At 70.3% G+C, this 21,359-nt stretch carries 21 protein-coding genes and 1 tRNA gene; 13 read left to right on the top strand and 9 right to left on the bottom strand.

Features of this window, described 5'->3' with window-relative positions; all coding sequences use genetic code 11:
- Positions 1-220 precede the first annotated feature (220 nt).
- Positions 221-1,252 (top strand): aldo/keto reductase, encoded by a 1,032-nt coding sequence (locus EDF19_RS05985; protein ID WP_123680041.1) that lies wholly within the window; start codon positions 221-223, stop codon positions 1,250-1,252.
- Between the two features lie 222 nt (positions 1,253-1,474).
- Here EDF19_RS05985 and EDF19_RS05980 read toward each other — a convergent pair.
- Positions 1,475-1,550 (bottom strand) — tRNA-Thr (locus EDF19_RS05980).
- A gap of 37 nt (positions 1,551-1,587) precedes the next feature.
- Entirely contained in the window at positions 1,588-1,995 is a 408-nt protein-coding gene (gene msrB / locus EDF19_RS05975) for a peptide-methionine (R)-S-oxide reductase MsrB (protein WP_123680040.1), read from the bottom strand.
- Positions 1,996-2,061: 66 nt separating this feature from the next.
- On the opposite strand from msrB, the gene EDF19_RS05970 reads away from it, so the two are divergent.
- The 7 genes from EDF19_RS05970 to EDF19_RS05940 all read left to right on the top strand — a co-directional run bounded on the left by EDF19_RS05970 (position 2,062) and on the right by EDF19_RS05940 (position 8,330).
- On the top strand, positions 2,062-2,535 hold the full coding sequence (locus tag EDF19_RS05970) for a GNAT family N-acetyltransferase (protein WP_123680039.1): 474 nt from the start codon (positions 2,062-2,064) through the stop codon (positions 2,533-2,535).
- Positions 2,535-3,614 carry a DUF2332 family protein gene (locus EDF19_RS05965; RefSeq protein WP_123680038.1) on the top strand — a complete coding sequence of 360 codons (1,080 nt, stop codon included), beginning with the start codon at positions 2,535-2,537 and terminating at the stop codon, positions 3,612-3,614. Before EDF19_RS05970 ends, EDF19_RS05965 begins: the two co-directional genes overlap by 1 nt.
- Before the next feature lie 97 nt (positions 3,615-3,711).
- Positions 3,712-4,071, top strand: coding sequence for a DUF3263 domain-containing protein (locus tag EDF19_RS05960; RefSeq protein WP_123680624.1), 360 nt, complete (start codon positions 3,712-3,714; stop codon positions 4,069-4,071).
- On the top strand, positions 4,068-4,679 hold the full coding sequence (locus tag EDF19_RS05955) for a LytR C-terminal domain-containing protein (RefSeq protein WP_123680037.1): 612 nt from the start codon (positions 4,068-4,070) through the stop codon (positions 4,677-4,679). Before EDF19_RS05960 ends, EDF19_RS05955 begins: the two co-directional genes overlap by 4 nt.
- Positions 4,680-4,859: 180 nt before the next feature.
- The gene (locus EDF19_RS05950; protein ID WP_111085222.1) at positions 4,860-5,063 is read left to right on the top strand and encodes a cold-shock protein; all 204 of its coding nucleotides are present in this window, start codon (positions 4,860-4,862) and stop codon (positions 5,061-5,063) included.
- A gap of 313 nt (positions 5,064-5,376) precedes the next feature.
- Positions 5,377-6,999, top strand: a complete 1,623-nt coding sequence (gene groL, locus EDF19_RS05945; RefSeq protein WP_123680036.1) for a chaperonin GroEL — start codon at positions 5,377-5,379, stop codon at positions 6,997-6,999.
- Positions 7,000-7,580: 581 nt separating this feature from the next.
- On the top strand, positions 7,581-8,330 hold the full coding sequence (locus EDF19_RS05940; protein WP_148071041.1) for a hypothetical protein: 750 nt from the start codon (positions 7,581-7,583) through the stop codon (positions 8,328-8,330).
- A gap of 301 nt (positions 8,331-8,631) precedes the next feature.
- Here EDF19_RS05940 and EDF19_RS05935 read toward each other — a convergent pair whose 3' ends face one another.
- From EDF19_RS05935 to EDF19_RS05915, 5 genes are all read right to left on the bottom strand, one after another.
- Positions 8,632-10,326, bottom strand: a complete 1,695-nt coding sequence (locus EDF19_RS05935) for a cell wall metabolism sensor histidine kinase WalK (protein ID WP_123680034.1) — start codon at positions 10,324-10,326, stop codon at positions 8,632-8,634.
- 79 nt (positions 10,327-10,405) lie between these two features.
- The gene (locus EDF19_RS05930; RefSeq protein ID WP_017888045.1) at positions 10,406-11,101 is read right to left on the bottom strand and encodes a response regulator transcription factor; all 696 of its coding nucleotides are present in this window, start codon (positions 11,099-11,101) and stop codon (positions 10,406-10,408) included.
- A 51-nt stretch (positions 11,102-11,152) separates the two neighbouring features.
- Positions 11,153-12,850, bottom strand: a complete 1,698-nt coding sequence (locus EDF19_RS05925) for a DNA repair helicase XPB (RefSeq protein ID WP_123680033.1) — start codon at positions 12,848-12,850, stop codon at positions 11,153-11,155.
- A 47-nt stretch (positions 12,851-12,897) separates the two neighbouring features.
- Positions 12,898-14,661, bottom strand: a complete 1,764-nt coding sequence (locus EDF19_RS05920; RefSeq protein WP_123680032.1) for a helicase-associated domain-containing protein — start codon at positions 14,659-14,661, stop codon at positions 12,898-12,900.
- A gap of 28 nt (positions 14,662-14,689) precedes the next feature.
- A complete protein-coding gene (locus EDF19_RS05915; protein ID WP_148071040.1) occupies positions 14,690-14,989 on the bottom strand; it encodes a hypothetical protein in 300 nt (99 codons plus the stop codon).
- Between the two features lie 55 nt (positions 14,990-15,044).
- On the opposite strand from EDF19_RS05915, the gene EDF19_RS05910 reads away from it, so the two are divergent.
- Positions 15,045-15,422: a cold-shock protein gene (locus EDF19_RS05910; RefSeq protein ID WP_111085215.1), complete on the top strand. Its 378-nt coding sequence runs from the start codon at positions 15,045-15,047 to the stop codon at positions 15,420-15,422.
- Between the two features lie 4 nt (positions 15,423-15,426).
- Positions 15,427-16,173, top strand: a complete 747-nt coding sequence (locus EDF19_RS05905) for a DUF3027 domain-containing protein (RefSeq protein ID WP_123680030.1) — start codon at positions 15,427-15,429, stop codon at positions 16,171-16,173.
- Positions 16,174-16,281: 108 nt separating this feature from the next.
- Here EDF19_RS05905 and serC read toward each other — a convergent pair whose 3' ends face one another.
- On the bottom strand, positions 16,282-17,397 hold the full coding sequence (gene serC / locus EDF19_RS05900) for a phosphoserine transaminase (RefSeq protein ID WP_123680029.1): 1,116 nt from the start codon (positions 17,395-17,397) through the stop codon (positions 16,282-16,284).
- Between the two features lie 174 nt (positions 17,398-17,571).
- On the opposite strand from serC, the gene EDF19_RS05895 reads away from it, so the two are divergent.
- From EDF19_RS05895 to EDF19_RS05885, 3 genes are all read left to right on the top strand, one after another.
- A complete protein-coding gene (locus tag EDF19_RS05895; protein WP_123680028.1) occupies positions 17,572-18,267 on the top strand; it encodes a metal-dependent transcriptional regulator in 696 nt (231 codons plus the stop codon).
- 240 nt (positions 18,268-18,507) lie between these two features.
- The gene (locus EDF19_RS19495) at positions 18,508-19,491 is read left to right on the top strand and encodes a C40 family peptidase (protein WP_148071039.1); all 984 of its coding nucleotides are present in this window, start codon (positions 18,508-18,510) and stop codon (positions 19,489-19,491) included.
- Between the two features lie 354 nt (positions 19,492-19,845).
- Entirely contained in the window at positions 19,846-20,340 is a 495-nt protein-coding gene (locus EDF19_RS05885) for an HNH endonuclease (RefSeq protein ID WP_123680026.1), read from the top strand.
- Positions 20,341-20,486: 146 nt separating this feature from the next.
- On the opposite strand, the gene EDF19_RS05880 is transcribed toward EDF19_RS05885, so the two are convergent.
- A complete protein-coding gene (locus EDF19_RS05880) occupies positions 20,487-21,335 on the bottom strand; it encodes a CPBP family intramembrane glutamic endopeptidase (RefSeq protein WP_123680025.1) in 849 nt (282 codons plus the stop codon).
- Positions 21,336-21,359: the final 24 nt, after the last annotated feature.

Here is a 21,359-nt window from a genome sequence, read left to right as displayed (position 1 = left end):
GACGTCGCGGGCGTTCCGCGAAGCGGCGATCGCGTTCCTGCGGGGCTGAACCACGCGGTGACACCGTTCTGCGCACCGACGTCGCGGGCGTTCCGCGAAGCGGCGATCGCGTTCCTGCGGGGCTGAGCCACGCGGTGACCGGAGCGACGCTGTCCTCGTCGCGCTGAGGGGTACTCGCAGGGCTTCGATGTCCCGCGACACCCCGCGTACCGTCCCGGCCATGGACTACAGACTCCTCGGCAACAGCGGGACATCGGTGTCGACGCTGACCCTCGGCACCATGACGTTCGGCAGCGAAGCCGACGAACCCACCTCCCACACCATCGTCGACACGTTCGTCGCGGCCGGCGGCACCCTGATCGACACGGCAGACGTCTACTCGGGCAACGAGTCCGAGCGGATCATCGGGCGCTGGCTCGCGGCACACCCCACCGAGGCGCAGCAGGTCGTCCTCGCCACCAAGGGCCGCTTCCCGCAGGGCGACGGCCCGAACGACCTCGGCTTGTCCCGCCGCCACCTCCGCGTCGCGCTCGACGCCTCGCTCGAACGGCTCGGCGTCGACCACATCGACCTGTACCAGATGCACGCGTGGGACGCCCTGACCCCGATCGACGAGACCCTCCGGTTCCTCGACGACGCCGTGTCCGCCGGCAAGATCGGCTCGTACGGATTCTCGAACTACCTCGGCTACCAGGTCACGAAGGCCGTGTACGAGGCGAAGGCGCACGGCTGGGCGCCGCCGGTCACCCTGCAGCCGCAGTACAACCTGCTCGTCCGCGACATCGAGCACGAGATCGTGCCCGCCTGCCTCGACGCGGGCATCGGCCTGCTGCCCTGGTCGCCCCTGGCCGGCGGCTGGCTGTCCGGCAAGTACCAGCGCGACGAGGCGCCCACCGGCTCCACCCGCCTCGGTGAGAACCCGGCGCGCGGCATGGAGGCGTGGGAAGCGCGGAACGGCGACGAGCGCACCTGGGCTGTCCTCGACGCGGTCTCCGCGGTCGCCGACGCGCACGGTGCCTCGCGGTCGCAGGTCGCCCTCGCCTGGCTGCTCGCCCGGCCGGCCGTGACGAGCGTGATCCTCGGCGCCCGGACGGTGTCCCAGCTCGAGGACAACCTCGGTGCGGCGGACCTGGTGCTGACCGACGCGGAACTCGCGCAGCTGACCGACGCGAGCGCTCCGCGCATCGACGACTACCCGTACGGCACCGCCGGTGTCGCGCAGCGCGAGCGGAAGATCACCGGCGGACGCTGAACGCGAGGCGCAACCTGACATCCGTCCCACGCGGACGCGGGTGCACGTTCGTGCGGATTCCCGCCGATGTGGGGTCCGGATGTGGACGAGCGGGTCGGTGAGGTGTCATCCTCTTCGCACGACCGGCTGGTTACCGCGTCCAGCGCGGCGGAACGCCCCCTGATCCGTGTTCCGACGTGCCGAAGCCCCGGGCGAGTGATCGCCCGGGGCTTCGCTCCGGTCTGGGGCCAGCAGCGGGACTCGAACCCGCAACCCCCGTATTACAAGTACGGTGCGCTACCAATTGCGCCATGCTGGCTGACGCCGCTCATCTTACCGGTGAGGGCGCCGGGGGCTCACTCGGCGGACTTCTCCGCGAAGTTCAGCGAGATCGAGTTCATGCAGTACCGGTCACCGGTGGGGGTGCCGAACCCGTCGGGGAACACGTGGCCCAGGTGCGAACCGCAGTTCGCGCACCGGACCTCGGTGCGGGCCATGCCGAGCGAGTTGTCCTCGATCAGCTGCACCGCGTCGGGGTTCACGGACTCGTAGAACGACGGCCAGCCGCAGCCGGAGTCGAACTTCGTGCCGCTCTTGAACAGCTCCGCGTTGCAGGCCGCACACGTGTAGACGCCGGCCCGCTCCTCGTCGAGGAGTTCACCGGTCCACGGACGCTCGGTCCCCGCCTGACGGAGGACGGCGTACTGGTCCGGGGAGAGCTCCTCGCGCCACTGGGCGTCGGACTTGTCGACGTTGTATGCCATTGCTTCCTCCTGCTTCCCGGTCGGGTTCTTCCGGGCACTCCCGACCACTTCAGTAAACTCGCGACGATGTCCGAGCATTCCGTGCACCACTCCCGCTGGACCCGTCTGACGACGGACGAACTGTACGGCATCGTGGTGCTGCGGAACCGCGTCTTCGCACTCGAACAACGGGTGACGGCGGAGGACTTCGACGGCCGCGACCGCGAGCCCGACACCGAGCACTGGTGGTTCGGCACCGACGACACGGCGGTTGGGTACCTGCGACTGATCCGTCCGGCGGCAGACGAGGTGCACCCGGCAGGTGCGGCCCCGCCCGCCTGGGTGATCGGTCGCGTCGCGACGCACCCCGAGCACCGTGGACAGGGCATCGCCGGACGACTCGTCGCCGCCGTGCTCCGGGAACACGGGGGCGAGCCGTTCGTCCTGCACGCCCAGGAGTACGCGGCCGGGCTCTACGAACGGCACGGCTTCGCACGCTTCGGCGACTCCTACCTCGAGGCCGGCATCCGCCACGTCGGCATGCACCGCCCGGGGCACTGATGAACACGTGGGTCCGCTACGCCGCGTACGCCGATCGCATCGAGCCGCTCTCACGGTCGTACGCCGCCTGGGCGCGATCGCTCGACGACGAGCTGGTCGCGATCCTCGACGAGGTCCCCGAACAGCAGCGCCAACCGGAGCTCCTGTTCGCGGTCGCGCGGCGGCTGGGTGCGGATCCGTCGGACCCCGGTGCGCTGCGCGCGATCGGCCGGGAGGCCCGCCCCGCGCTGGTCGCGGCCCTCGCCTCCGCCACGGTGCAGGCCAACGACCCCCGGCGGCTCGGTCCCGTCGTCCCGCTGTTCGCAGCGCTCGCGGCGCGGGCCTCGCGGCCGCTCGGTCTGGTGGACGCCGGCGCGGCCGCCGGGCTCTGCTCGATCCCGGACCGCGTCACGCTGGACCACCGGACGTCGGAGACCCGGGTGCCGGCGGAACGCGCCCCGGTGCTGTCGTCGCGCCCCGACTCCTCAGGGCGCGACGACCACGGCGGGGTGCGCACCGAGCTCGTCCGGATGCACACGGCGGTCGACGAACCCGCGGTCCGTCTCGTCGCGGACGTCTCCGGGGTCCTTCCGGCTCCGGCGAGCAGGCCGATCCGGATCGGCGCGAGGATCGCCCTCGACCCGAACCCGATCGACCTCGCCGCACCGGGCGCGTTCGACCGGTTGGTCGAGGCCGTCCCGCCCGAGGCGACGGACCGGATCGCCCTGATGCGCGATGCGGCGCGCGCGACGCTCGCCGTGCCTCCCGTGCGGATCCGGGGCACGCTGCCGGGTGACCTCGACCGTGCTCTGAACGCCTTGCCGGACGGCGTGGAGCCCGTCGTCCTGACCACCGGGACGCTCGTGTACGTGCCCGGCGCGGACCGTCAGCGGTTCGTCGACCGCGTCCGCGACCGCGGTGTGCACTGGATCGCACTCGAACGCACCGGGATCCTGCGCGGCGTCGCGGCGACCCTGCCGGACGACGTCGACGCTGCCGATCCGGACGCGTTCGCGACGGCGTCCCTGGACGGCGTCGCGATGGCGGTGTCCGATCCCTTCGGCGTGCGCGTCCGGTGGCTCCGGGACACGAACCTGTGACCGGTGTTCGCGACAGTCCAGCGCCGTGCCAGGGTCCGGATGCTCTCCACCCCTACGATGTGCGAGACCCCGTTACCGCACCGTGATCGGAACCGCAGTGTCCGCCAGTCCCACCGACGAGCAGCGTGCTGACCAGCTCCGTGCTGATCAGCCCCGTGCTGATGAACGCAGCGCTGATCCACTCAGCGAGCTCGCCAAGCACGTGCTCTCGTTCGAGCACGACCGGGCACGGCACGACCGCACGAAGGAAGCGGAGATCCGGGTCGAGTTCGAGATGTCGGCGGCGCGCTACTACCAGGTGCTGAACCGTGTCATCGACTCGCCCGCGGCGCTCGCGTACGACCCGCAGCTCGTCACCCGGCTGCAGCGGCTCCGACACGCGCGCACCAGCGCCCGGGCCACGCGCAGCTTCGTCGCGCCCGGAGCAGCTCCCGAAGGACGTGAAGAGGAACGATGAGCACCAGATTCCCCCGAGACCGGTTCGACGACGTCGCCGACGGCCCCAGGGTCGGCGCGCATCGCGGTGCCCAGCGCCGCGGCCGTGGCTGGATCGTGTTCGCGTGGGCAGCCCTCGCGACCGGCGTGCTCGTCGGCATCGGCGTCCTCGCCCTCGCCCTGCTCAACGGCAGCTACTCGTTCAGCGGCTCGGACTCGCCCACCGCGACCACCAGTGCGTCCGCGACCGCGAAGCCGTCGGCGTCCTCGTCGGCCTCCGCATCGTCGGGCAGTGGTTCTGGTTCGGGTTCCGGTTCGACCGGTGGCGCGGCCGCCGCGACGCCGTCCGACCAGGGGACCACCACCGTCGTCGTCCTGAACGGCACGACCACCACGGGCCTCGCCGCCCGCGCCAGCGCTGCACTGACCGGCGCCGGCTGGCAGGTCGCCTCGACCGGTGACGCGGGGACGACCGGCTCCACGTCGACGATCGTGTACTACCAGCAGGCGTCGCAGGCCGCCGTCGCGCAGGGCATCGCGAAGCAGCTCGGCGTCACGGCCGTGCAGCAGTCGGCGGCGTTCCCGAACGCCGACGTGAGCGTCGTCCTCGGCGCCGATTACACCGGCTGATCCGCATTCCGCGGTCGTTCTCACGCGCATTTGTGACGGCCGTGTTTCCGGCACGTTGATTTCTGACGGAATCGACGTGAAACAACGTCACACCTCTTGCCTGATCGCTCCGCTTCGAGCAGAGTCCCATGCAGACGGCGAACACGTCGTCCGCACAGCAGTACCAGGGAGCAAGAGATCATGGCCAACGGAACCGTGAAGTGGTTCAACGCTGAAAAGGGCTTCGGCTTCATCACCGTCGATGGAGGAGGTCAGGACGTGTTCGTGCACTACTCGGCCATCGACATGTCGGGTTACAAGGTCCTCGAGGAGGGCCAGGCAGTGGTGTTCGACGTCGGCACCGGGTCGAAGGGCCCGCAGGCGGAAGCAGTCCGACCGGCCTGAGCGCACGACACTCATCGCGAACGCGCCGTCCCGTCAGGGGCGGCGCGTTCGTCGTGCACGGGCGGCGGTGCTCGGCGTGTGTCGGCCGCGGCGCTCGGCGTGCGGGGCGGCCCGCGGCGGTGGTCGGCGTGCGTGGCGGGCGGCCCGCGGCGGTGGTCGGGGTGCGCTGTTGGCGGGGCGTGTCCTGGGAAGACGTGACGAGCCTCCAGATCGTGTTGCACTCGCACCGGGCGAGTGCCAGAATCGGCGTTGGCACTCGCTCACGTTGAGTGCCAGCACGACCCCACGACGTCCGGGAGGGACGAGAACTCACATGGCTAAGATCATTGCTTTCGACGAGGAGGCCCGCCGTGGCCTCGAGCGCGGCCTGAACCAGCTGGCCGACGCCGTGAAGGTGACGCTCGGCCCGCGCGGCCGCAACGTCGTCCTCGAGAAGAAGTGGGGCGCCCCCACGATCACGAACGACGGTGTCTCCATCGCCAAGGAGATCGAGCTCGACGACCCGTACGAGAAGATCGGTGCGGAGCTCGTCAAGGAGGTCGCCAAGAAGACCGACGACGTCGCCGGTGACGGTACGACCACCGCGACTGTCCTGGCCCAGGCACTCGTCCGCGAGGGCCTCCGCAACGTCGCCGCCGGCGCCGACCCCGTGTCGCTCAAGCGCGGCATCGAGAAGGCCGTCGCCGCCGTCTCCGACCAGCTCCTCGCCGACGCGAAGGAGATCGAGACGAAGGACCAGATCGCCGCGACCGCCTCGATCTCGGCCGCTGACCCGACCATCGGCGCGCTCATCGCCGAGGCCATCGACAAGGTCGGCAAGGAAGGTGTCGTCACCGTCGAGGAGTCGAACACCTTCGGCACCGAGCTCGAGCTGACCGAGGGCATGCGCTTCGACAAGGGCTACCTGTCGCAGTACTTCGTCACCGACCCCGAGCGTCAGGAAGCCGTCTTCGAGGACGCCTACATCCTGATCGTCAACTCGAAGATCTCGAACATCAAGGACCTCCTGCCGGTCGTCGACAAGGTGATCCAGGCGGGCAAGCAGCTCCTGATCATCGCCGAGGACGTCGACGGCGAGGCCCTGGCCACGCTCGTCGTGAACAAGATCCGCGGCATCTTCAAGTCCGTCGCCGTCAAGGCCCCGGGCTTCGGCGACCGCCGCAAGGCCATGCTGCAGGACATCGCGATCCTGACCGGTGGCCAGGTCATCTCGGAAGAGGTCGGCCTCAAGCTCGAGAACGCGACGCTCGACCTGCTCGGTCGTGCCCGCAAGGTCGTCATCACCAAGGACGAGACCACGATCGTCGAGGGTGCCGGCGACGCCGAGCAGATCGCCGGCCGTGTCCGCCAGATCCGCTCCGAGATCGAGGCGACCGACTCCGACTACGACCGCGAGAAGCTCCAGGAGCGCCTCGCGAAGCTCGCCGGTGGCGTCGCCGTCATCAAGGCGGGTGCCGCGACCGAGGTCGAGCTCAAGGAGCGCAAGCACCGCATCGAGGACGCCGTCCGCAACGCGAAGGCTGCCGTCGAAGAGGGCATCGTCGCCGGTGGTGGCGTCGCCCTCATCCAGGCCGGTGCCGTCGCACTCGAGGCCCTCGAGCTCGAGGGTGACGAGGCGACCGGTGCGAACATCGTCCGCGTCGCGATCGACGCGCCGCTCAAGCAGATCGCGCTGAACGCCGGTCTCGAGCCGGGTGTCGTCGCCGCCAAGGTGCGCGAGCTCGAGTCGGGCTGGGGCCTCAACGCCGCGACCGGCGAGTACGTCGACCTCATCGCCGCGGGCATCATCGACCCGGCCAAGGTCACGCGCTCGGCGCTGCAGAACGCTGCGTCGATCGCCGGTCTGTTCCTGACGACCGAGGCCGTCGTCGCCGACAAGCCCGAGCGCACCCCTGCTGCTCCGGCCGGCGACCCGACGGGTGGCATGGACTTCTAGTCCGTCTGACGGAAGGGCCCTTGCACGCTGCGCGTGCGGGGGTCCTTCCGTCTGACGGAAGGGCCCTCGCACGCTGCGCGTGCGGGGGTCCTTCTGCGTGCGGGGGCCTTCTGCGTGCGTGGGCTTCCGTGTGCGTGGGCCCTTCTGCGTGCGTGGGCCCTTCTGCGTGCGGGGGCCCTTCCGTGTGCGTGGCCGGAGGTCACAACACCCCGCTCAGGTTCGCCGTGCGGTCACGAACCGTCGGTTCGGCCCGCTCCAGTCGACTGGTTGTGACCGCTCCGCGGCGCCGCGGCGGGGAGTCGTGGCCGGCTCGTGCGTGCGGCTTGCGCGTGTCCCGGGTCGCCTCTCCCGCACAGGAGGCCCGGCTCACCCCGTTCTCAACAGGTTCCGAGCGAGCGTGGTCGGCTCGCGTGCCCTGCAACGACCATGACGGCATGCCAGCTGCCCGTCGCCTCCCTGCTCCGTTCGACCGATCCACCTTCCGCGTGGCGGATGCGGTGGGGCACGGCATCGATCGGGAACGACTCCGACGCGCCGATCTGGCAGCCCCGGTCCACGGTGTGCGTGCCCCGATCGACTCGGTGGAATTCATCGACGCCGTCGCCCTGGTCATGCGTCCCGACCAGTTCTTCAGCCACACGACCGCCGCCGCGATCTGGGGTGCGCCACTGCCGCAGTCGGTGCGCTCGGTCGGGCCGGTGCACGTCTCGACCGCGAGGGACGGGTGCCGGATGCGTCGGCCCGGCGTGGCCGCGCACCGTCTGGATCGCCCGAGGACCGTCGAACACCGCGGGTTCCCGGTCAGCGTCCCCGCGCAGATGTGGTTTGAGTGCGCCGGCGTACTCGAACGCGACGCGCTGGTCGCGATCGGGGACCACCTCGTCGGGGCGTCCGGTCTTGCGACGGCGGACGACCTCCGAGCGTCGATCCGCCCCGGCACACGCTTCGCGCTCGCTGCTCGACGGGCGCTGGACCTCGTCCGGGCCGGGGCGGAGTCACCGCAGGAGACCTGGCTCCGTCTGGCAGTCGTCGAAGCGGGGTTCCCCGAGCCGGAGCTGAACGTCAACGTGCACGACGGTGCGGGACGCTTCCTCGGCCGTGTCGACATGGCGTGGGAGGAGTTCGGCATCGCCTTGGAGTACGACGGCGATCACCACCGCGAGCGCGACACCTTCCGACACGATCAACGACGGGACAACGGGTTCGTGGCGAACGACTGGCTCGTGATCCATGCGACGGCATCGGATGCACACCGTCCTGCGGTGCTGTTCGAGCGACTTCGGCAGGCGTTCGAGGTCCGAGCGGTCAGGAGTCGTCGGCCGTCAGCGTGATGGCCGCGACCGCCACGCGGACCAACGGTTCGCCGCGCGGTCACGACACGTCGTCGGCCGTGCCCCGGATGGTCACGAACTGTCGGTCAGCGAGCGCGCGGACGACAGATCGTGACCGCTCGGCAGGGTCGAACGGGGTGTTGTGACCGCCCAGGACGCCAGGACGCCAGGACGCCAGGACGCCAGGACGCCAGGACGACAGGACGCCCGGCCCCCGCGCCGCGCGCAGTGCGCGGTGCGCGCGGTGCACGGTGCGCGCCGCGCGCGGGACGCGCGGTGCGCGCGGCGCGCGACGCGCGCCTCAGGCGGCGTAGTCGCGCGGGAGCAGGGGGAGCCAGACGCGGAAGGTGGCGCCGCCGCCCTCGGTGTCGAAGACCTCGACCGAGCCCTGGTGCGCCGCGACGATGCCCGACACGATGGCGAGCCCGAGGCCCGAGCCACCGGTGTCACGGGCACGCGAGGTGTCGGCACGCCAGAAGCGCTGGAAGATCTTGTCGCGGAGCTGGGCGGGGATGCCCTCACCGTGGTCGATGACGTCGAGGTGCGCCATGCCGCGGTCGTCATCCACGCCGATGCCGATCTCGATCGGGTCGTCGTGCTCCGTGAACCGCATGGCGTTGCCCATCAGGTTCGTCACGATCTGACGGATCTTGTTCTCTTCCGCCAGCACGATCGGCGGGCGCTTCGGCAGTACGACCGTGGGCAGCGGCGTCGTCTCGTCGGTCGGGGCGGCGCCGGCGTCCACGTTCATGGCACGGGTGCGGCGGGCGCGGAGCCGGGCGATGGTCTGGCGCGAGAACGCGATCGGGCCGGTCGTGTTCGCCGAGGTCGGGGACACGGGCGGCGCCTCGCCCTTCGTCGTCGAGAGCGCACCGGCCGTCGACGTGGGGCGGACGGCCTGCGGGACGCTCTCGCCGGTCAGGGCGTCCTCGACCAGGACCTGGATCTCGCGGTCCGGGTTGGAGGCCATGGTGTCGAGCGCGGAGTCGCGGGCGATCGCGACGAGGTCGACGGGGCCGAGGTCGAGCGGCTTTGACTCGTCGATGCGGGCGAGCTGCAGCAGGTCCTGCACGAGGAGGCCCATGCGCTGGGCTTCCTTCTCGATGCGCTCCATCGCCTGTGCGACGTCCTCTTCCTTGCGGAGCGCACCCATCCGGTACAGCTCGGCGTACCCGCGGAGGGACACGAGCGGTGTGCGGAGTTCGTGCGAGGCGTCGCCGACGAACCGGCGCATCTGGTCGATGGTGCGCTGCCGGTCCTCGAACGCCGTGTCGATGCGCTCGAGCATCACGTTGAGGGAGCGGTTGAGCCGGCCCACCTCGGTGTTCGGGGTGTCGGCCTCGAGGCGCTGGTTGAAGTCACCCGCGGCGAACCGTGCGGCGGTGTCCTCGACGTCGCGCAGCGGGTCGAAGGTCGCGGTCACGAGCAGTCGGGTGAGCATGGCGCCGAGCAGGATCACGGAGATGCCGAACCCGAGGAAGATCACGGTGAACCGGGCGATCGTCTGGTCGGTGTCCGCGCTCGACACGGCGACCAGGACGTACCCGGTCTCGGTGGAGCCGTTCGTCTGGTTCTGCAGCGACGCCGGGATGATCTGTGCGCGCCACTCGTGGTTGTGCTGGCTGTCGTAGAGCGAGAAGCGGGAACCGTTCTGCGCGGCGGCCGAGAAGTCGAGCTGGCGGATGTCCGGCCGGCTCGACGCCTTCGTCTGGCAGATCTGGTCACCGTCGGAGTCGTACGCGGCGACGTAGGCGCTCTGCGACAGGACGACCGACAGCTTGCAGTACTGCTCGCCGTCGCTGATGTTCTGGCCCTCGAGCTGCTCCGTGGTGCCCTTGACGTTGTTGTCGAGCTGCGACATCAGGTAAGTGGAGAGCACCGTCATGGTGCCGAGCCCTGCGACGAGGAGCCCGAGCGCCACGAGGAGCACCGTGATCCCGGTGATCTTGGTGCGCAGGGAGATCCCGTCCCACCAGTGGCTCATTCGCGTGTGCATGCTTCCCCAACGATAGACAGCGGCCGCCCGGTGAAACCGGACGACCGCCGTGAAGTCGAGCCCCGTGGGACTCCGGCCCCTACGAGGCCTTCGACGCCTTGAGCATGTAGCCGAACCCGCGCTTGGTCTGGATGATCGGCTCGGCCGAGTACTGGTCGAGCTTCCGACGCAGGTACGAGATGTACGACTCGACGATGCCCGCGTCGCCGTTGAAGTCGTACTCCCAGACGTGGTCGAGGATCTGCGCCTTGGACAGGACGCGGTTCGGGTTGAGCATGAGGTAGCGGAGCAGCTTGAACTCGGTGGGGGAGAGCTCGATCTGCGCGTCGCCGATGGTGACCTCGTGCGTGTCCTGGTCCATCGTGAGCTCGCCGGCCCGGATGATCGCGTCCTCTTCGTCGTTCATGGTGCGACGGAGGATTGCCTTGATGCGGGCGACGATCTCGTCGAGCGAGAACGGCTTGGTGACGTAGTCGTCGCCGCCGACGGTGAGGCCGGTGATCTTGTCCTCGGTGTCGTCCTTCGCGGTGAGGAAGAGGATCGGCGAGGTGTAGCCCGAGGAGCGGAGGCGCTTCGTGACGCCGAACCCGTTCATGTCGGGGAGCATCACGTCGAGGATGATGAGGTCCGGCTCTTCCTCGAGCACGGCCGAGATCGCCTGTGCGCCGTTGCCCACCGCGCGCACGGCGAAGCCGGCGAAGCGCAGCGAAGTCGTCAGGAGGTCGCGGATGTTCGGCTCGTCGTCGACGATCAGGATCTTGGGGCCATCGCTCATGGTCCTATCTTCTGACCGTTCCCTAAGGGTTTCCTGGGAGCGCTGCGTGCGTCAGCCCACGGGCGCCTGGACCTGATCGGCGTCCAGGATGGTGTACGAGTACCCCTGCTCGGCCAGGAACCGCTGCCGGTTCTGCGCGAAGTCCTGGTCGACGGTGTCCCGGGCGACGAGCGTGTAGAACGACGCCGGCAGGCCGTCCTTGTTCGGGCGGAGGAGCCGGCCGAGTCGCTGCGCTTCTTCCTGTCGGGATCCGAAGGACCCGGAGACCTGGATCGCCACGGTCGCGTCGGGCAGGTCGACGGAGAAGTTCGCGACCTTCGAGACCACGAGCACGTCGACCTCGCCGGCGCGGAACGCCTCGTACAGGCGCTCCCGTTCGTCGACGGGGGTGGCGCCGGTGATCTCGGCGGCGTCCAGCGACTCGGCCAGCGAGTCCAGCTGGTCGATGTACTGCCCGATCACCAGGATCTGCTCGCCACGGTGCTTCTCGATGAGCTCCCGGACGACCGGGGTCTTCGCGGGTGACGTCGCGGCCAGCCGGTAGCGCTCGTCGTCGCTCGACGCGGCGTACTCCAGGCGGTCCTGGTGCGGCAGGTCGATGCGCACCTCGTAGCAGGCGGCGGGGGAGATGTAGCCCTGCGCCTCGATCTCCTTCCACGGGGCGTCGTAGCGCTTCGGCCCGATGAGGGAGAACACGTCGCCCTCGCGGCCGTCCTCGCGGACGAGCGTCGCCGTGAGCCCGAGACGTCGTCGTGCCTGCAGGTCGGCGGTCAGCTTGAACACCGGCGCGGGGAGCAGGTGGACCTCGTCGTAGACGATGAGGCCCCAGTCGAGGGCGTCGAGGAGCGACAGGTGCGTGTACTCGCCCTTCCGTCGCGCGGTGAGGATCTGGTACGTCGCGATCGTGACCGGCCGGATCTCCTTGACGCTGCCGGAGTACTCGCCGATGTCCTCTGGCGTGAGCGTCGTGCGCTTCAGCAGCTCGGAGCGCCACTGCCGGGCGGAGACGGTGTTCGTCACGAGGATCAGGGTCGTGGCCTTGACGGTCGCCATCGCCCCGGCGCCGACCAGTGTCTTGCCGGCGCCGCAGGGCAGCACGACGACGCCGGAGCCCTGGGCGAAGAACGTGTCGACCGCCTGCTCCTGGTACGGCCGCATGTGCCACTCGGCGGTGTCGAGGTCGATCGGGTGCGGCTGCCCCGGGGTGTACCCGGCGAGGTCCTCCGCCGGCCAGCCGAGCTTCACGAGCTCCTGCTTGATCTGCCCCCGCGCCCACGGCTGCAGTTCGACCTCGGACGGCGAGCGCATGTCACCGAGCAACGGCTTGATGCGCTTCGACCGGATGACCTCGGCCAGGACGGACGGGTCCTCGGCGGTGAGGAGCAGCACCGGCAGCCGTTCGATCTCCTCCGACGGGGAGTTCGCGATGACCGGTGCGTCGGCGCGTTCCTCGCGCCGGATGACGAGTCGGCCGTACCGCGAGACCGTGTCGCGGATGTCCACGGTGACGCTCTGCGGCACCGGGAACTTCGCGAAGCGTTCGAGGGTGGCGATCATCGCCTCGGCGTCGTGGCCCGCGGCGCGCGCGTTCCACAACCCCAGTCGGGTGATCCGGTAGGTGTGCACGTGCTCGGGGGCGCGTTCGAGTTCGGCGAAGGCCGCGAGCTCGTGGCGTGCGTCCTCGGCGTCGGGGTGTGCGACCTCGAGGAGCACGGTGCGGTCGCTCTGCACGATCAGCGGTCCGTTCATGACCTGCCAGCCTAGCCGTCGTCGCCTGCGATCGCGTGCGCGGTCCGCTAGGCGTCGCTCTCGACCGCGACGACGAGCGACAGCGGCAGGGTGCGTTCGACGTCGACGCTCGTGTCACGACCGCGGACACGGCCGGCCGCGACGGACGTCGGGACGATCGAGAACGGCCGCTCGGTGCCGTCCGGCATGCGGACGACCACCCGGATCGGGGTGCGCCCCCGGACGGCCAGGTCGATCTGCCGGCCGAGCCACTCCTGCTCCGGCTCGGCGTCGCCGCGCTGCGTCGTCAGGCGGAGCCGTTCCACGAGTGCGTGCGCCGACTGTTCCGGCGTGCGTCCGGCGACGGGGCGTCGGCCTGGAGGCCCGTGGTGCGTCTCCGGGCGGGCGCCGGTCGCGAGCACGGCCGGGTAGCGCTGGTCCTCCAGCGCGGTGTGCACGACGTGCGCCGGGTAGCGGGTCACCAGGGTGGTCAGGTCGCTGCGCTCCCACGCCATCTGCCGGAGTTCGGCGTCGACACCGATGAGGTCGAGTTGGTCCGCCGTCCCGCGCACGACCGCGCCGACGCCGCCCTCGCCGAGGTCGACGACGATGCTGCCGTCCCGCGAGGCGACCTGGTCGACGAGGTACGCGAGGGGCTGTGGGACCCCGGTCGCCGAGATCCGTTCGAACAGGGCGAGGACGTCGTCGCGGGACCGGCCGGCCCGGAACGCGCTGCGGAGGGTGTCCTCGGAGATCCGGTACCGGGCGGCGAGCCCCGGCGCCTCGAGCACGGCGACGGTGCGGAGCTCGGCGTCGTCGACCGGGGCGAGCGGCCCCGGGGCGATCACCGTGAGGTCGTGCTGCAGGTACACCCGCTCGACCGTGCCGGGAAGGTCGGTGGTCGCCGGAGCCGCGTCGCCGTCGAGGAGCGCGCGGCCCGTGCTGGTCACCGCACCGTCGACCGCGAGCCCGAGGGACGCCGCGGTGCCGGCGACGTCGAGCAGGACCGCGTCGAGCCACCGGGACCCGGCGGGGTAGGCCCAGCGGCCGAGCGACACGAGGTCGCGGAGGTCGTCGTCGGCGAGCGTGAGGACCTCGTGCACGGCGGGCTCGAGGGTGTCCGACCACGCCGACACGAGCGACGCCCAGCGTTCCGGCCACCCCGCGAGGAGCCAGGTGTAACCGGCCTCGGTGACCGACCACCGGCCGGCTCCGGGCTCGGCGAACCCGATGCGTTCCAGGAGTGCCAGACGACCGGGGACGACAGCGGGGTCGGTCCCGACGCGCTCGCCGAGGGTCTTCGCGAGCGGCGTCCCGATGCCGCCCTTCACGAGCTCGCGGACCGCGCCGGCGTCGATCGCCCGCAGGAGTTCGGCGAGCACCGTCATCGTCGCGAACGCTTGTTCCGCACCCGTGGTGCGCGCACGCTCGAGGGCCGCCGCGTCGTCAGCGGAGGCTGCGCGGTCGGGGCGATCCGGGCCTCCCGACGGTCGCAGTGCCACGAGGTCGGGGTGGGCGGCCACGCGTGCGGCGACCGCGTCGTCGACCTGGCCGTCCTCGTCGGCGAGGCCGAGCGCGATCGCCGGGGCGAGTGCCGCGGCGTCACCGCCGTCGCGGAGGGCGAGGATCGTGCCACGGGGCAGGTGCTCGACCGCAGCGTCCACCGCGTCGTCGGTGCGGAGCGCCTCGGCCAGGTCGAAGAAGTCCGTGACGTGCTGCGGCCCCGTCTCTCCGAGCACAGCGGTCGGGAGTCGCCGCGCAGCGACGAGTCGTTCGAGAGCGTCGTCCGGCATCGCCCGGAGTCGGGCGGCCAGGTCGGCAGTGGTCGTCATCGTCCGGTGCCAGCGTCCGGGGCGGACGTCAGCGAGCCGTCCGGTTGGCTCGTGCGCGGCGCGTCCAGGTGATGCCGAGGAGGACGAAGACCAGGACCATGGCGATCGGGAAGCCGTAGAGCGGGATGGCCATGACCACCGGCCACGGCATCGCGCCCCGTGCAGTCGGAGCGGTGAGCCACATGATGATCATCGCGACGAAGCAGAGCAGGCCGAGGATGATGATCCCACCGATCATGAACGCCAGAGCGCGTTCGGTACGATTGAACGTCACCGGGGGTTCTGCGGAATCCTGCGGGTTCCCGGTTGATCGGGTCGGATTGGCCATCGACCCAGGATATCCGACGCACCACGGCCGTACCACGACCACGAGGAGTCCACGCATGCCCACCGGCAAGGTCAAGTTCTACGACGACGACAAGGGCTTCGGCTTCATCACCGGAGACGACGGCGACCAGGTGTTCCTGCACGCGTCCTCGCTGCCCGACGGCGTCGTGACCGTGAAGGCGGGCTCGCGGCTCGAGTACGGCGTCGTCCAGGGGAAGAAGGGGTCGCAGGCACTGTCCGTGCGGCTCCTCGACCCCCAGCCCTCGCTGTCCCGGATGACCCGTCGCTCCGCAGACGACATGGCCGTGATCGTCGAGGACCTGGTGAAGGAACTCGACCGGATCAGCGGAGACCTCCGCCACGGCCGCTACCCGAAGAACGGCGATCGACTCGCCGCCATCCTGCGGCACGTCGCAGACCAGTTGGAGGCGTGACGCCATGACAGACAGCGACGCAGTACCTGTTGACGCAGTACCCGTTGACTACACAGACCTGGCGCGGACCGCGCTGCTCGAGGTGACCCCGGAGTCGAGCATCGGCGCGCCCGTCGGCACCGTGGACGAGGGCGACGGCGTCGTCTCCGTCCTGTTCGCGAACCGGATGCCGGGCTACCCCGGCTGGCGCTGGACCGTCAGCGTCGCGAAGGTCGGCGACGAGGACCCCACCGTGCTCGAGGTCGAGCTGATGCCGGGCGACGGGTCGCTCGTCGCGCCCGAGTGGGTGCCGTGGTCCGAGCGGCTGGCGGAGTACCGGGCGGCGCAGGACCACGAGTCGGACGAGGAGTCCGACGACGACGACGATGAAGACGACGACGACGACGACTTCGATGACGAGTCGGACGACGACTCGGATGACGATTCGGACGACGACTCGGACGACGACGAGGACGCCGACTACGACGACTCGGACGACGACGAAGCCGACGACGAGTCGGATGACGACGATGACGACGAGTTCGAAGCGGACGAGGACGACCTCGACGAGTCGGACGACGACGACATCGAGGGAGTGGACGTCGACGCGCTCGCCGATGACTCGGAGCCGGACGACGAGGACGTCGACGAAGCGCCGCAGCCGCCCCGCCGCCGTCGCGCGCAGCGCGTGCAGCCGGTCGATCCGGACGCCGACCTCGACGGCGCCCAGCTCGATGCCGGTGAGGTCGACCCGGACTTCCACCGCGCCTGACACGCACCACGAGAACGACGAAGCACCACGGGATCCCGTGGTGCTTCGTCGTTTCGGTGGTGTTCGTCGCGCGCGCCGGCCGGCAGCCAGGCCCGCCCGACGGTCGGGTCAGCGCAGCGCGTCGACCGTGAAGTCGATCGCCTGCACGAGCTTCGCGACGTCGTCCGGGTCGATCGCGGTGAACGTCGCGACGCGCAGCTGGTTGCGTCCGAGCTTCCGGTACGGCTCGGTGTCGACGATGCCGTTCGCGCGCAGGGTCGCGGCGACGGCCTTGGCGTCGATCGAGTCGTCGAGGTCGATCGTGGCGACGACCTGCGAGCGCGCGGCGGGGTCGGACACGAACGGCGTCGCGTAGTCGACGGATTCGGCCCAGTCGTACAGCGTCGAGGACGAGGTCTTCGTGCGGGTGTCCGCCCACGCCAGGCCGCCGGACTCGTTGATCCACGAGACCTGGTCGTCGAGCAGCAGCAGCGTCGAGATCGCCGGGGTGTTCAGCGTCTGGTTCAGGCGCGAGTTGTCGACGGCGTTCTTGAGCGACAGGAACTCCGGGATGTACCGGTCCGAGGCGGCGATGCGCTCGACCCGCTCGATCGCTGCGGGGGAGAACAGCGCGAGCCAGAGGCCGCCGTCCGAGGCGAAGTTCTTCTGCGGCGCGAAGTAGTAGACGTCCGTCGCGTCGACGTCGAAGGCGGCACCACCGGCGGCGCTCGTGGCGTCGACGACCGTGAGCGCTCCGGCGTCACCTGTGGCACGGACGACCGGGGCCATGACGCCCGTCGAGGTCTCGTTGTGCGGGTAGGCGTAGAGGTCGACGCCCTCGACCGGCTCCAGTGACGCGAGCGAGCCGCCGGGGGCCTCGACCACGTGCGGTGCCTCGAGCCACGGGGCAGCGACGGCCTTGGCGAACTTCGAGCCGAACTCGCCGAAGGACAGGTTCTCGGCACGGCGCTCGACGAGGCCGAACGCTGCGGCGTCCCAGAACGCGGTGGACCCACCGTTGCCGAGCACGACCTCGTAGCCCTCGGGGAGCTGGAAGAGGTCGGCGAGACCGGAGCGGACGCTGCCGACCAGGTCCTTCACGGGCTTCTGCCGGTGGGACGTGCCGAGGATCGTGGCCCCGCGCGTCACGAGGGACTCGAGCTGCGCGCCGCGGATCTTGGACGGTCCGCAGCCGAAGCGGCCGTCGGTGGGGAGGAGTTCGGCGGGGATGACGATGTCTGCCATGCACCGATCCTAACGAGCGCGATCCCAGTGCTGGTGCGCCTGCACCGGCCGGACGGGGCGGCCCCGGGCTCGGCGGCGACGCTCCTCTTCTTGTCCGGTGCAAGTGTCGGTCGGTGTTCGTCGGTCCGAACAAGTAGTGTGGTGGCCGCTGGGCCCAGACATGAGAGGCGGACCGTGACCGATCTCGTCGACACCACGGAGATGTACCTGCGCACCATCCTCGACTTGGAGGAGGAAGCGATCGTTCCGCTGCGCGCTCGCATCTCGGAGCGCCTCGGCCACTCGGGCCCGACGGTCTCGCAGACCATCGCCCGCATGGAGCGCGACGGCTTGGTCGTCGTGTCGGGCGACCGCCACCTCGAGTTGACCGACGAGGGGCGCTCGCGCGCCACCCACGTCATGCGCAAGCACCGTCTCGCGGAGCGCCTGCTGTCCGACGTCATCGGACTCGACTGGGCGTTCGTCCACGACGAGGCCTGCCGCTGGGAGCACGTGATGAGCGAGCAGGTCGAGGTCCGGCTGCTCGAGATGCTCGGCAACCCGACCGAGTCGCCGTACGGCAACCCGATCCCCGGCCTGGCCGAGATCGGCGGCCCCGACGCCGGTGGGTTCCTCGACGGTGTGCAGAACATCGTCGCCGCGACCGAGGGCACCGACGCCGTCGCGACCGGTGTGATCCGACGCCTCGGTGAGCCCGTGCAGTTCGAGCCCGAGCTCCTCCACCAGCTCCGCACGGCGGGCGTGATGCCCGGTCGGCTCGCCAGGGTGCAGCGCGCCGGAGCGTACGTCGCGGTGCGGGTCGACGGCGAGGACGCCGGTATCGAGTTGCCGACCGAGGTCGCCCAGCACGTCTACATCGAGCGGGACTAGCTTTCCGCTTCTGACCAGGGCTTCTTTACCGTTTCGTTACAAAGGGGCGTTTTCATCTCGACAAGGTAACGACGGCCCCGTACACTCGTCGAGTCCCCGCGCTGCGCCTGAGCCGGAGACCCGTGGCAGGACGTCTCGAACCCGTCTCCTGCCTCGATCGGAAACGATGACGAACGGATGGGGTTGCACACCGCCGGACAGCCTCGGCGGCGTGATGACGAGACGCCGGAGACCTCACCCTTGACGCAGACCGGTTCCGCCGCGGACGACCAGACGCCCGCGAACCCGACGAACACCGAGAACGCCACCGACGCCCCGCTCACCCGGCGGACTGCGCGTCAGGTCGACGGCCGCGCGGCCCGCAAGGTCGTCCCCGTGCGCACCGCCCCGCTCCCCGGTGGCCGACGTGCCGCGCAGGCAGCAGCCTCGGCAGCCGCCGCGAAGACGAGCTCGTCGTCGCGCAAGCGCAAGTTCCTCGCACCCATCGTCCTGACCGTCGCCGCGGGCATGTTCGGCACGGTCGCGGTCGCCCCGGCCTTCGCCTCGACGCAGTCGGCCACCGGCTCCGACGCCGCGAACGCGCAGCGCCAGGTCCGCACCACCGAGAGCCAGGAGTTCTCGGTGTCCGACGCCGTGGCCCTGGCCGGCACGAGCCGTGACGGCTACGGCGCCACCTCGACCGCCACGCTCGACGCCGAGAAGGCTGCCAAGCAGGCCGCGGCCGATCAGGCCGAAGCGAGCGAGCAGGCCGCTGCCGACGCCGAGGAGCAGGCCGCCGCCACGCAGGCCGCGCGTGCCCAGACGGCCCAGCAGTACGCCTCGTACACCGGCCCGAGCGCCGCCGACTACGTGGCGAGCTCCTCCGCCGCCGACACCCCGTTCTCGCTGCCGGCCGTGGTCGCCACCGCCAAGCAGTACATCGGCACCCCGTACGTCTTCGGCGGCGCCGACCCGTCGGGCTTCGACTGCTCGGGCTACATCATGTTCGTGTACGCCCAGTACGGCATCAACCTCGCGCACTCGGTGCCGCTGCAGGACCAGGCCGGCACCACGATCCCCGAGTCCGAGGCGCAGCCGGGTGACGTCGTCATCTTCAACAACGAGGCGCACGACGGCTTCTACATGGGGAACGGCATGATCATGGACGCCCCGAAGCCCGGTGGCTCCGTGCAGATCCGCCCGATCTGGACCAGCGACTACCACATCGTCCGTTTCGGCATCTAGCAACCACAGCCCCTCCGGCGTGTGAACTTCACCCGAACCGGCCCGCGCACCCTCGTGCCGGGCCGGTTTCTGGGTTAACCTGACGCTGCACCGGTCCGTACCGGCGCGAACAGGAGACCTCATGTCGACGTTCCGCACGACCCGCACCATGGGTCGGCGCGCGCATGTCGACATATGGTCGACGACTGCCTGCGTGCACCTGCACGCCCCTGCATGACGAGAGCACTGCCCATCCGGGTGGTGCTCTTCGTGGTTCAGGGGGAGTGCGAGCAGGTCGTGGTCACCGGTTCGACGTCGGCGGGGTGATGCACCCGCAGCGCCTGGAAGCCGTCCAGGCACGTCGGAAGGGAACCCATGCGCACTCTCGTCCTCAACGCCGGTTACGAGCCCCTCGCGGTGATCTCGTTCCGACGAGCCCTCGTGCTGGTCATGAACCAGAAGGCAGCCATCGTCGCGGCCGACATCGAGCACCCGGTCACCGGCTCCACCTCGAGCTTCGACCGTCCATCCGTCATCATCCTCACCCGGTACGTGCGCATCCCGCACTCCAGGTTGGTGCCGGTGTCCCGGCGCGGGATCCTCCGCCGTGACGCCAACCGGTGCGCGTACTGCGACCGGCACGCGACGACCATCGACCACGTGCAGCCGAAGTCGCGCGGCGGGCAGGACTCGTGGGAGAACCTCGTGGCCTGCTGCCTGGCCTGCAACAACACCAAGGGCGACCGCACCCCGCAGGAGATGGGGTGGCGACTGCGCTTCCGCCCGAAGGTGCCGCACGGCGCCTCGTGGGTCGTGCGCGGCATCGAGCGTCCGCAGGCGGAGTGGGACGAGTACCTGGTGGCCGCGTAGCGGCTCGACGGCCTGGAGGCGCGGGGCGGGCCCGCCCCGCGCCTCCAGGCCGTCACTGGGTTGCGCCCGGGCGCGCCGTTGTTCGCGACGTCACGCTTGGTGAGCACGAATGGTCGGGTGCCGGACGGCGACCCGACCATTGCTGCTCACGAAGCGCGGTCGGGGGTGCGCCGTCGGGCGCCCGGCAGCAGGAAGACCGCGACGATGGCGAAGACGATGTACACGAAGTTGAACAGCGATGCGAGCGTCACCAGGGCCGGGGAGCCGCCGGTGACCACGGTGCTGGTGTCGTTGATGCCGCCCGCTGCCATCAGGGTGGTCGGGTCGGTGAGGGCGTGCAGGAGCATCGGGACGATGAGCCACCGGCTGACCCGCAGGGCGAGGAACATCATCGCGCCGAAGCCCATCGCGTAGCCGACCGTCGCGAACACGAGCAGCGGGTTGCCGCCACCGAGCAGGTTCTGCAGGTGGATCAGGCCGAAGACGACCGACGAGAGCACGAAGACCGCCCGCTCGCTGTACCCGTGGCGCTCCAGGAACTCGACCGCGAAGCCCCGGGTGAGGAGCTCCTCGGCGAACCCGACGCAGAGCCCGAAGAACAGGATCGCGAGCACCAGCGTGGGTGTGAAGCGGGACCAGTCGGTGCCGAAGACCTTCATCACCGGCGGGACGACCGTGATCACCACGGCGATCCACATCCAGCGCGGCGCAGGTTCGGCACGACGCCGGAACAGGTGCGGCAGCCACCCGAGGCTCTTGGCGAAGAGCAGCAAGAGCAGCCCCATCACGCCGATCGGCAGGATCGATGCCAGGAGCACGCTCATCGGGTCGCCGTACAGGTCGTCGAGGTCGAGCGCCGGCCGTGCCACGACGCCGATCAGCTGGCTGACGCCGACGAACACGACGAGGTAGCCGACGGCGAGCAGGACTGCGCGCCACCACCCGCCGCGTCCCCAGAAGCGCTGCCACGTGTTGCCGGTCGTCCGATCAGCCACGAAGGCCCCCTGTCGTCGGGACGA

This window comes from Curtobacterium sp. PhB115, from assembly GCF_003752025.1.
GTDB lineage: Bacteria > Actinomycetota > Actinomycetes > Actinomycetales > Microbacteriaceae > Curtobacterium.
This window is presented reverse-complemented; position numbering and strand designations above follow the sequence as displayed.

Coding starts and splice junctions, on each gene's coding strand:
- EDF19_RS05970 (WP_123680039.1), top strand. CDS start 2,062: ATGTCCGAGCATTCCGTGCACCACTCCCGCTGGACCCGTCTGACGACG.
- EDF19_RS05915 (WP_148071040.1), bottom strand. CDS start 14,989: ATGGCCAATCCGACCCGATCAACCGGGAACCCGCAGGATTCCGCAGAA.
- EDF19_RS05985 (WP_123680041.1), top strand. CDS start 221: ATGGACTACAGACTCCTCGGCAACAGCGGGACATCGGTGTCGACGCTG.
- EDF19_RS05910 (WP_111085215.1), top strand. CDS start 15,045: ATGCCCACCGGCAAGGTCAAGTTCTACGACGACGACAAGGGCTTCGGC.
- EDF19_RS05885 (WP_123680026.1), top strand. CDS start 19,846: ATGCGCACTCTCGTCCTCAACGCCGGTTACGAGCCCCTCGCGGTGATC.
- EDF19_RS05955 (WP_123680037.1), top strand. CDS start 4,068: ATGAGCACCAGATTCCCCCGAGACCGGTTCGACGACGTCGCCGACGGC.
- groL (WP_123680036.1), top strand. CDS start 5,377: ATGGCTAAGATCATTGCTTTCGACGAGGAGGCCCGCCGTGGCCTCGAG.
- serC (WP_123680029.1), bottom strand. CDS start 17,397: ATGGCAGACATCGTCATCCCCGCCGAACTCCTCCCCACCGACGGCCGC.
- EDF19_RS05925 (WP_123680033.1), bottom strand. CDS start 12,850: ATGAACGGACCGCTGATCGTGCAGAGCGACCGCACCGTGCTCCTCGAG.
- EDF19_RS05930 (WP_017888045.1), bottom strand. CDS start 11,101: ATGAGCGATGGCCCCAAGATCCTGATCGTCGACGACGAGCCGAACATC.
- msrB (WP_123680040.1), bottom strand. CDS start 1,995: ATGGCATACAACGTCGACAAGTCCGACGCCCAGTGGCGCGAGGAGCTC.
- EDF19_RS05965 (WP_123680038.1), top strand. CDS start 2,535: ATGAACACGTGGGTCCGCTACGCCGCGTACGCCGATCGCATCGAGCCG.
- EDF19_RS05905 (WP_123680030.1), top strand. CDS start 15,427: ATGACAGACAGCGACGCAGTACCTGTTGACGCAGTACCCGTTGACTAC.
- EDF19_RS05920 (WP_123680032.1), bottom strand. CDS start 14,661: ATGACGACCACTGCCGACCTGGCCGCCCGACTCCGGGCGATGCCGGAC.
- EDF19_RS05950 (WP_111085222.1), top strand. CDS start 4,860: ATGGCCAACGGAACCGTGAAGTGGTTCAACGCTGAAAAGGGCTTCGGC.
- EDF19_RS05935 (WP_123680034.1), bottom strand. CDS start 10,326: ATGCACACGCGAATGAGCCACTGGTGGGACGGGATCTCCCTGCGCACC.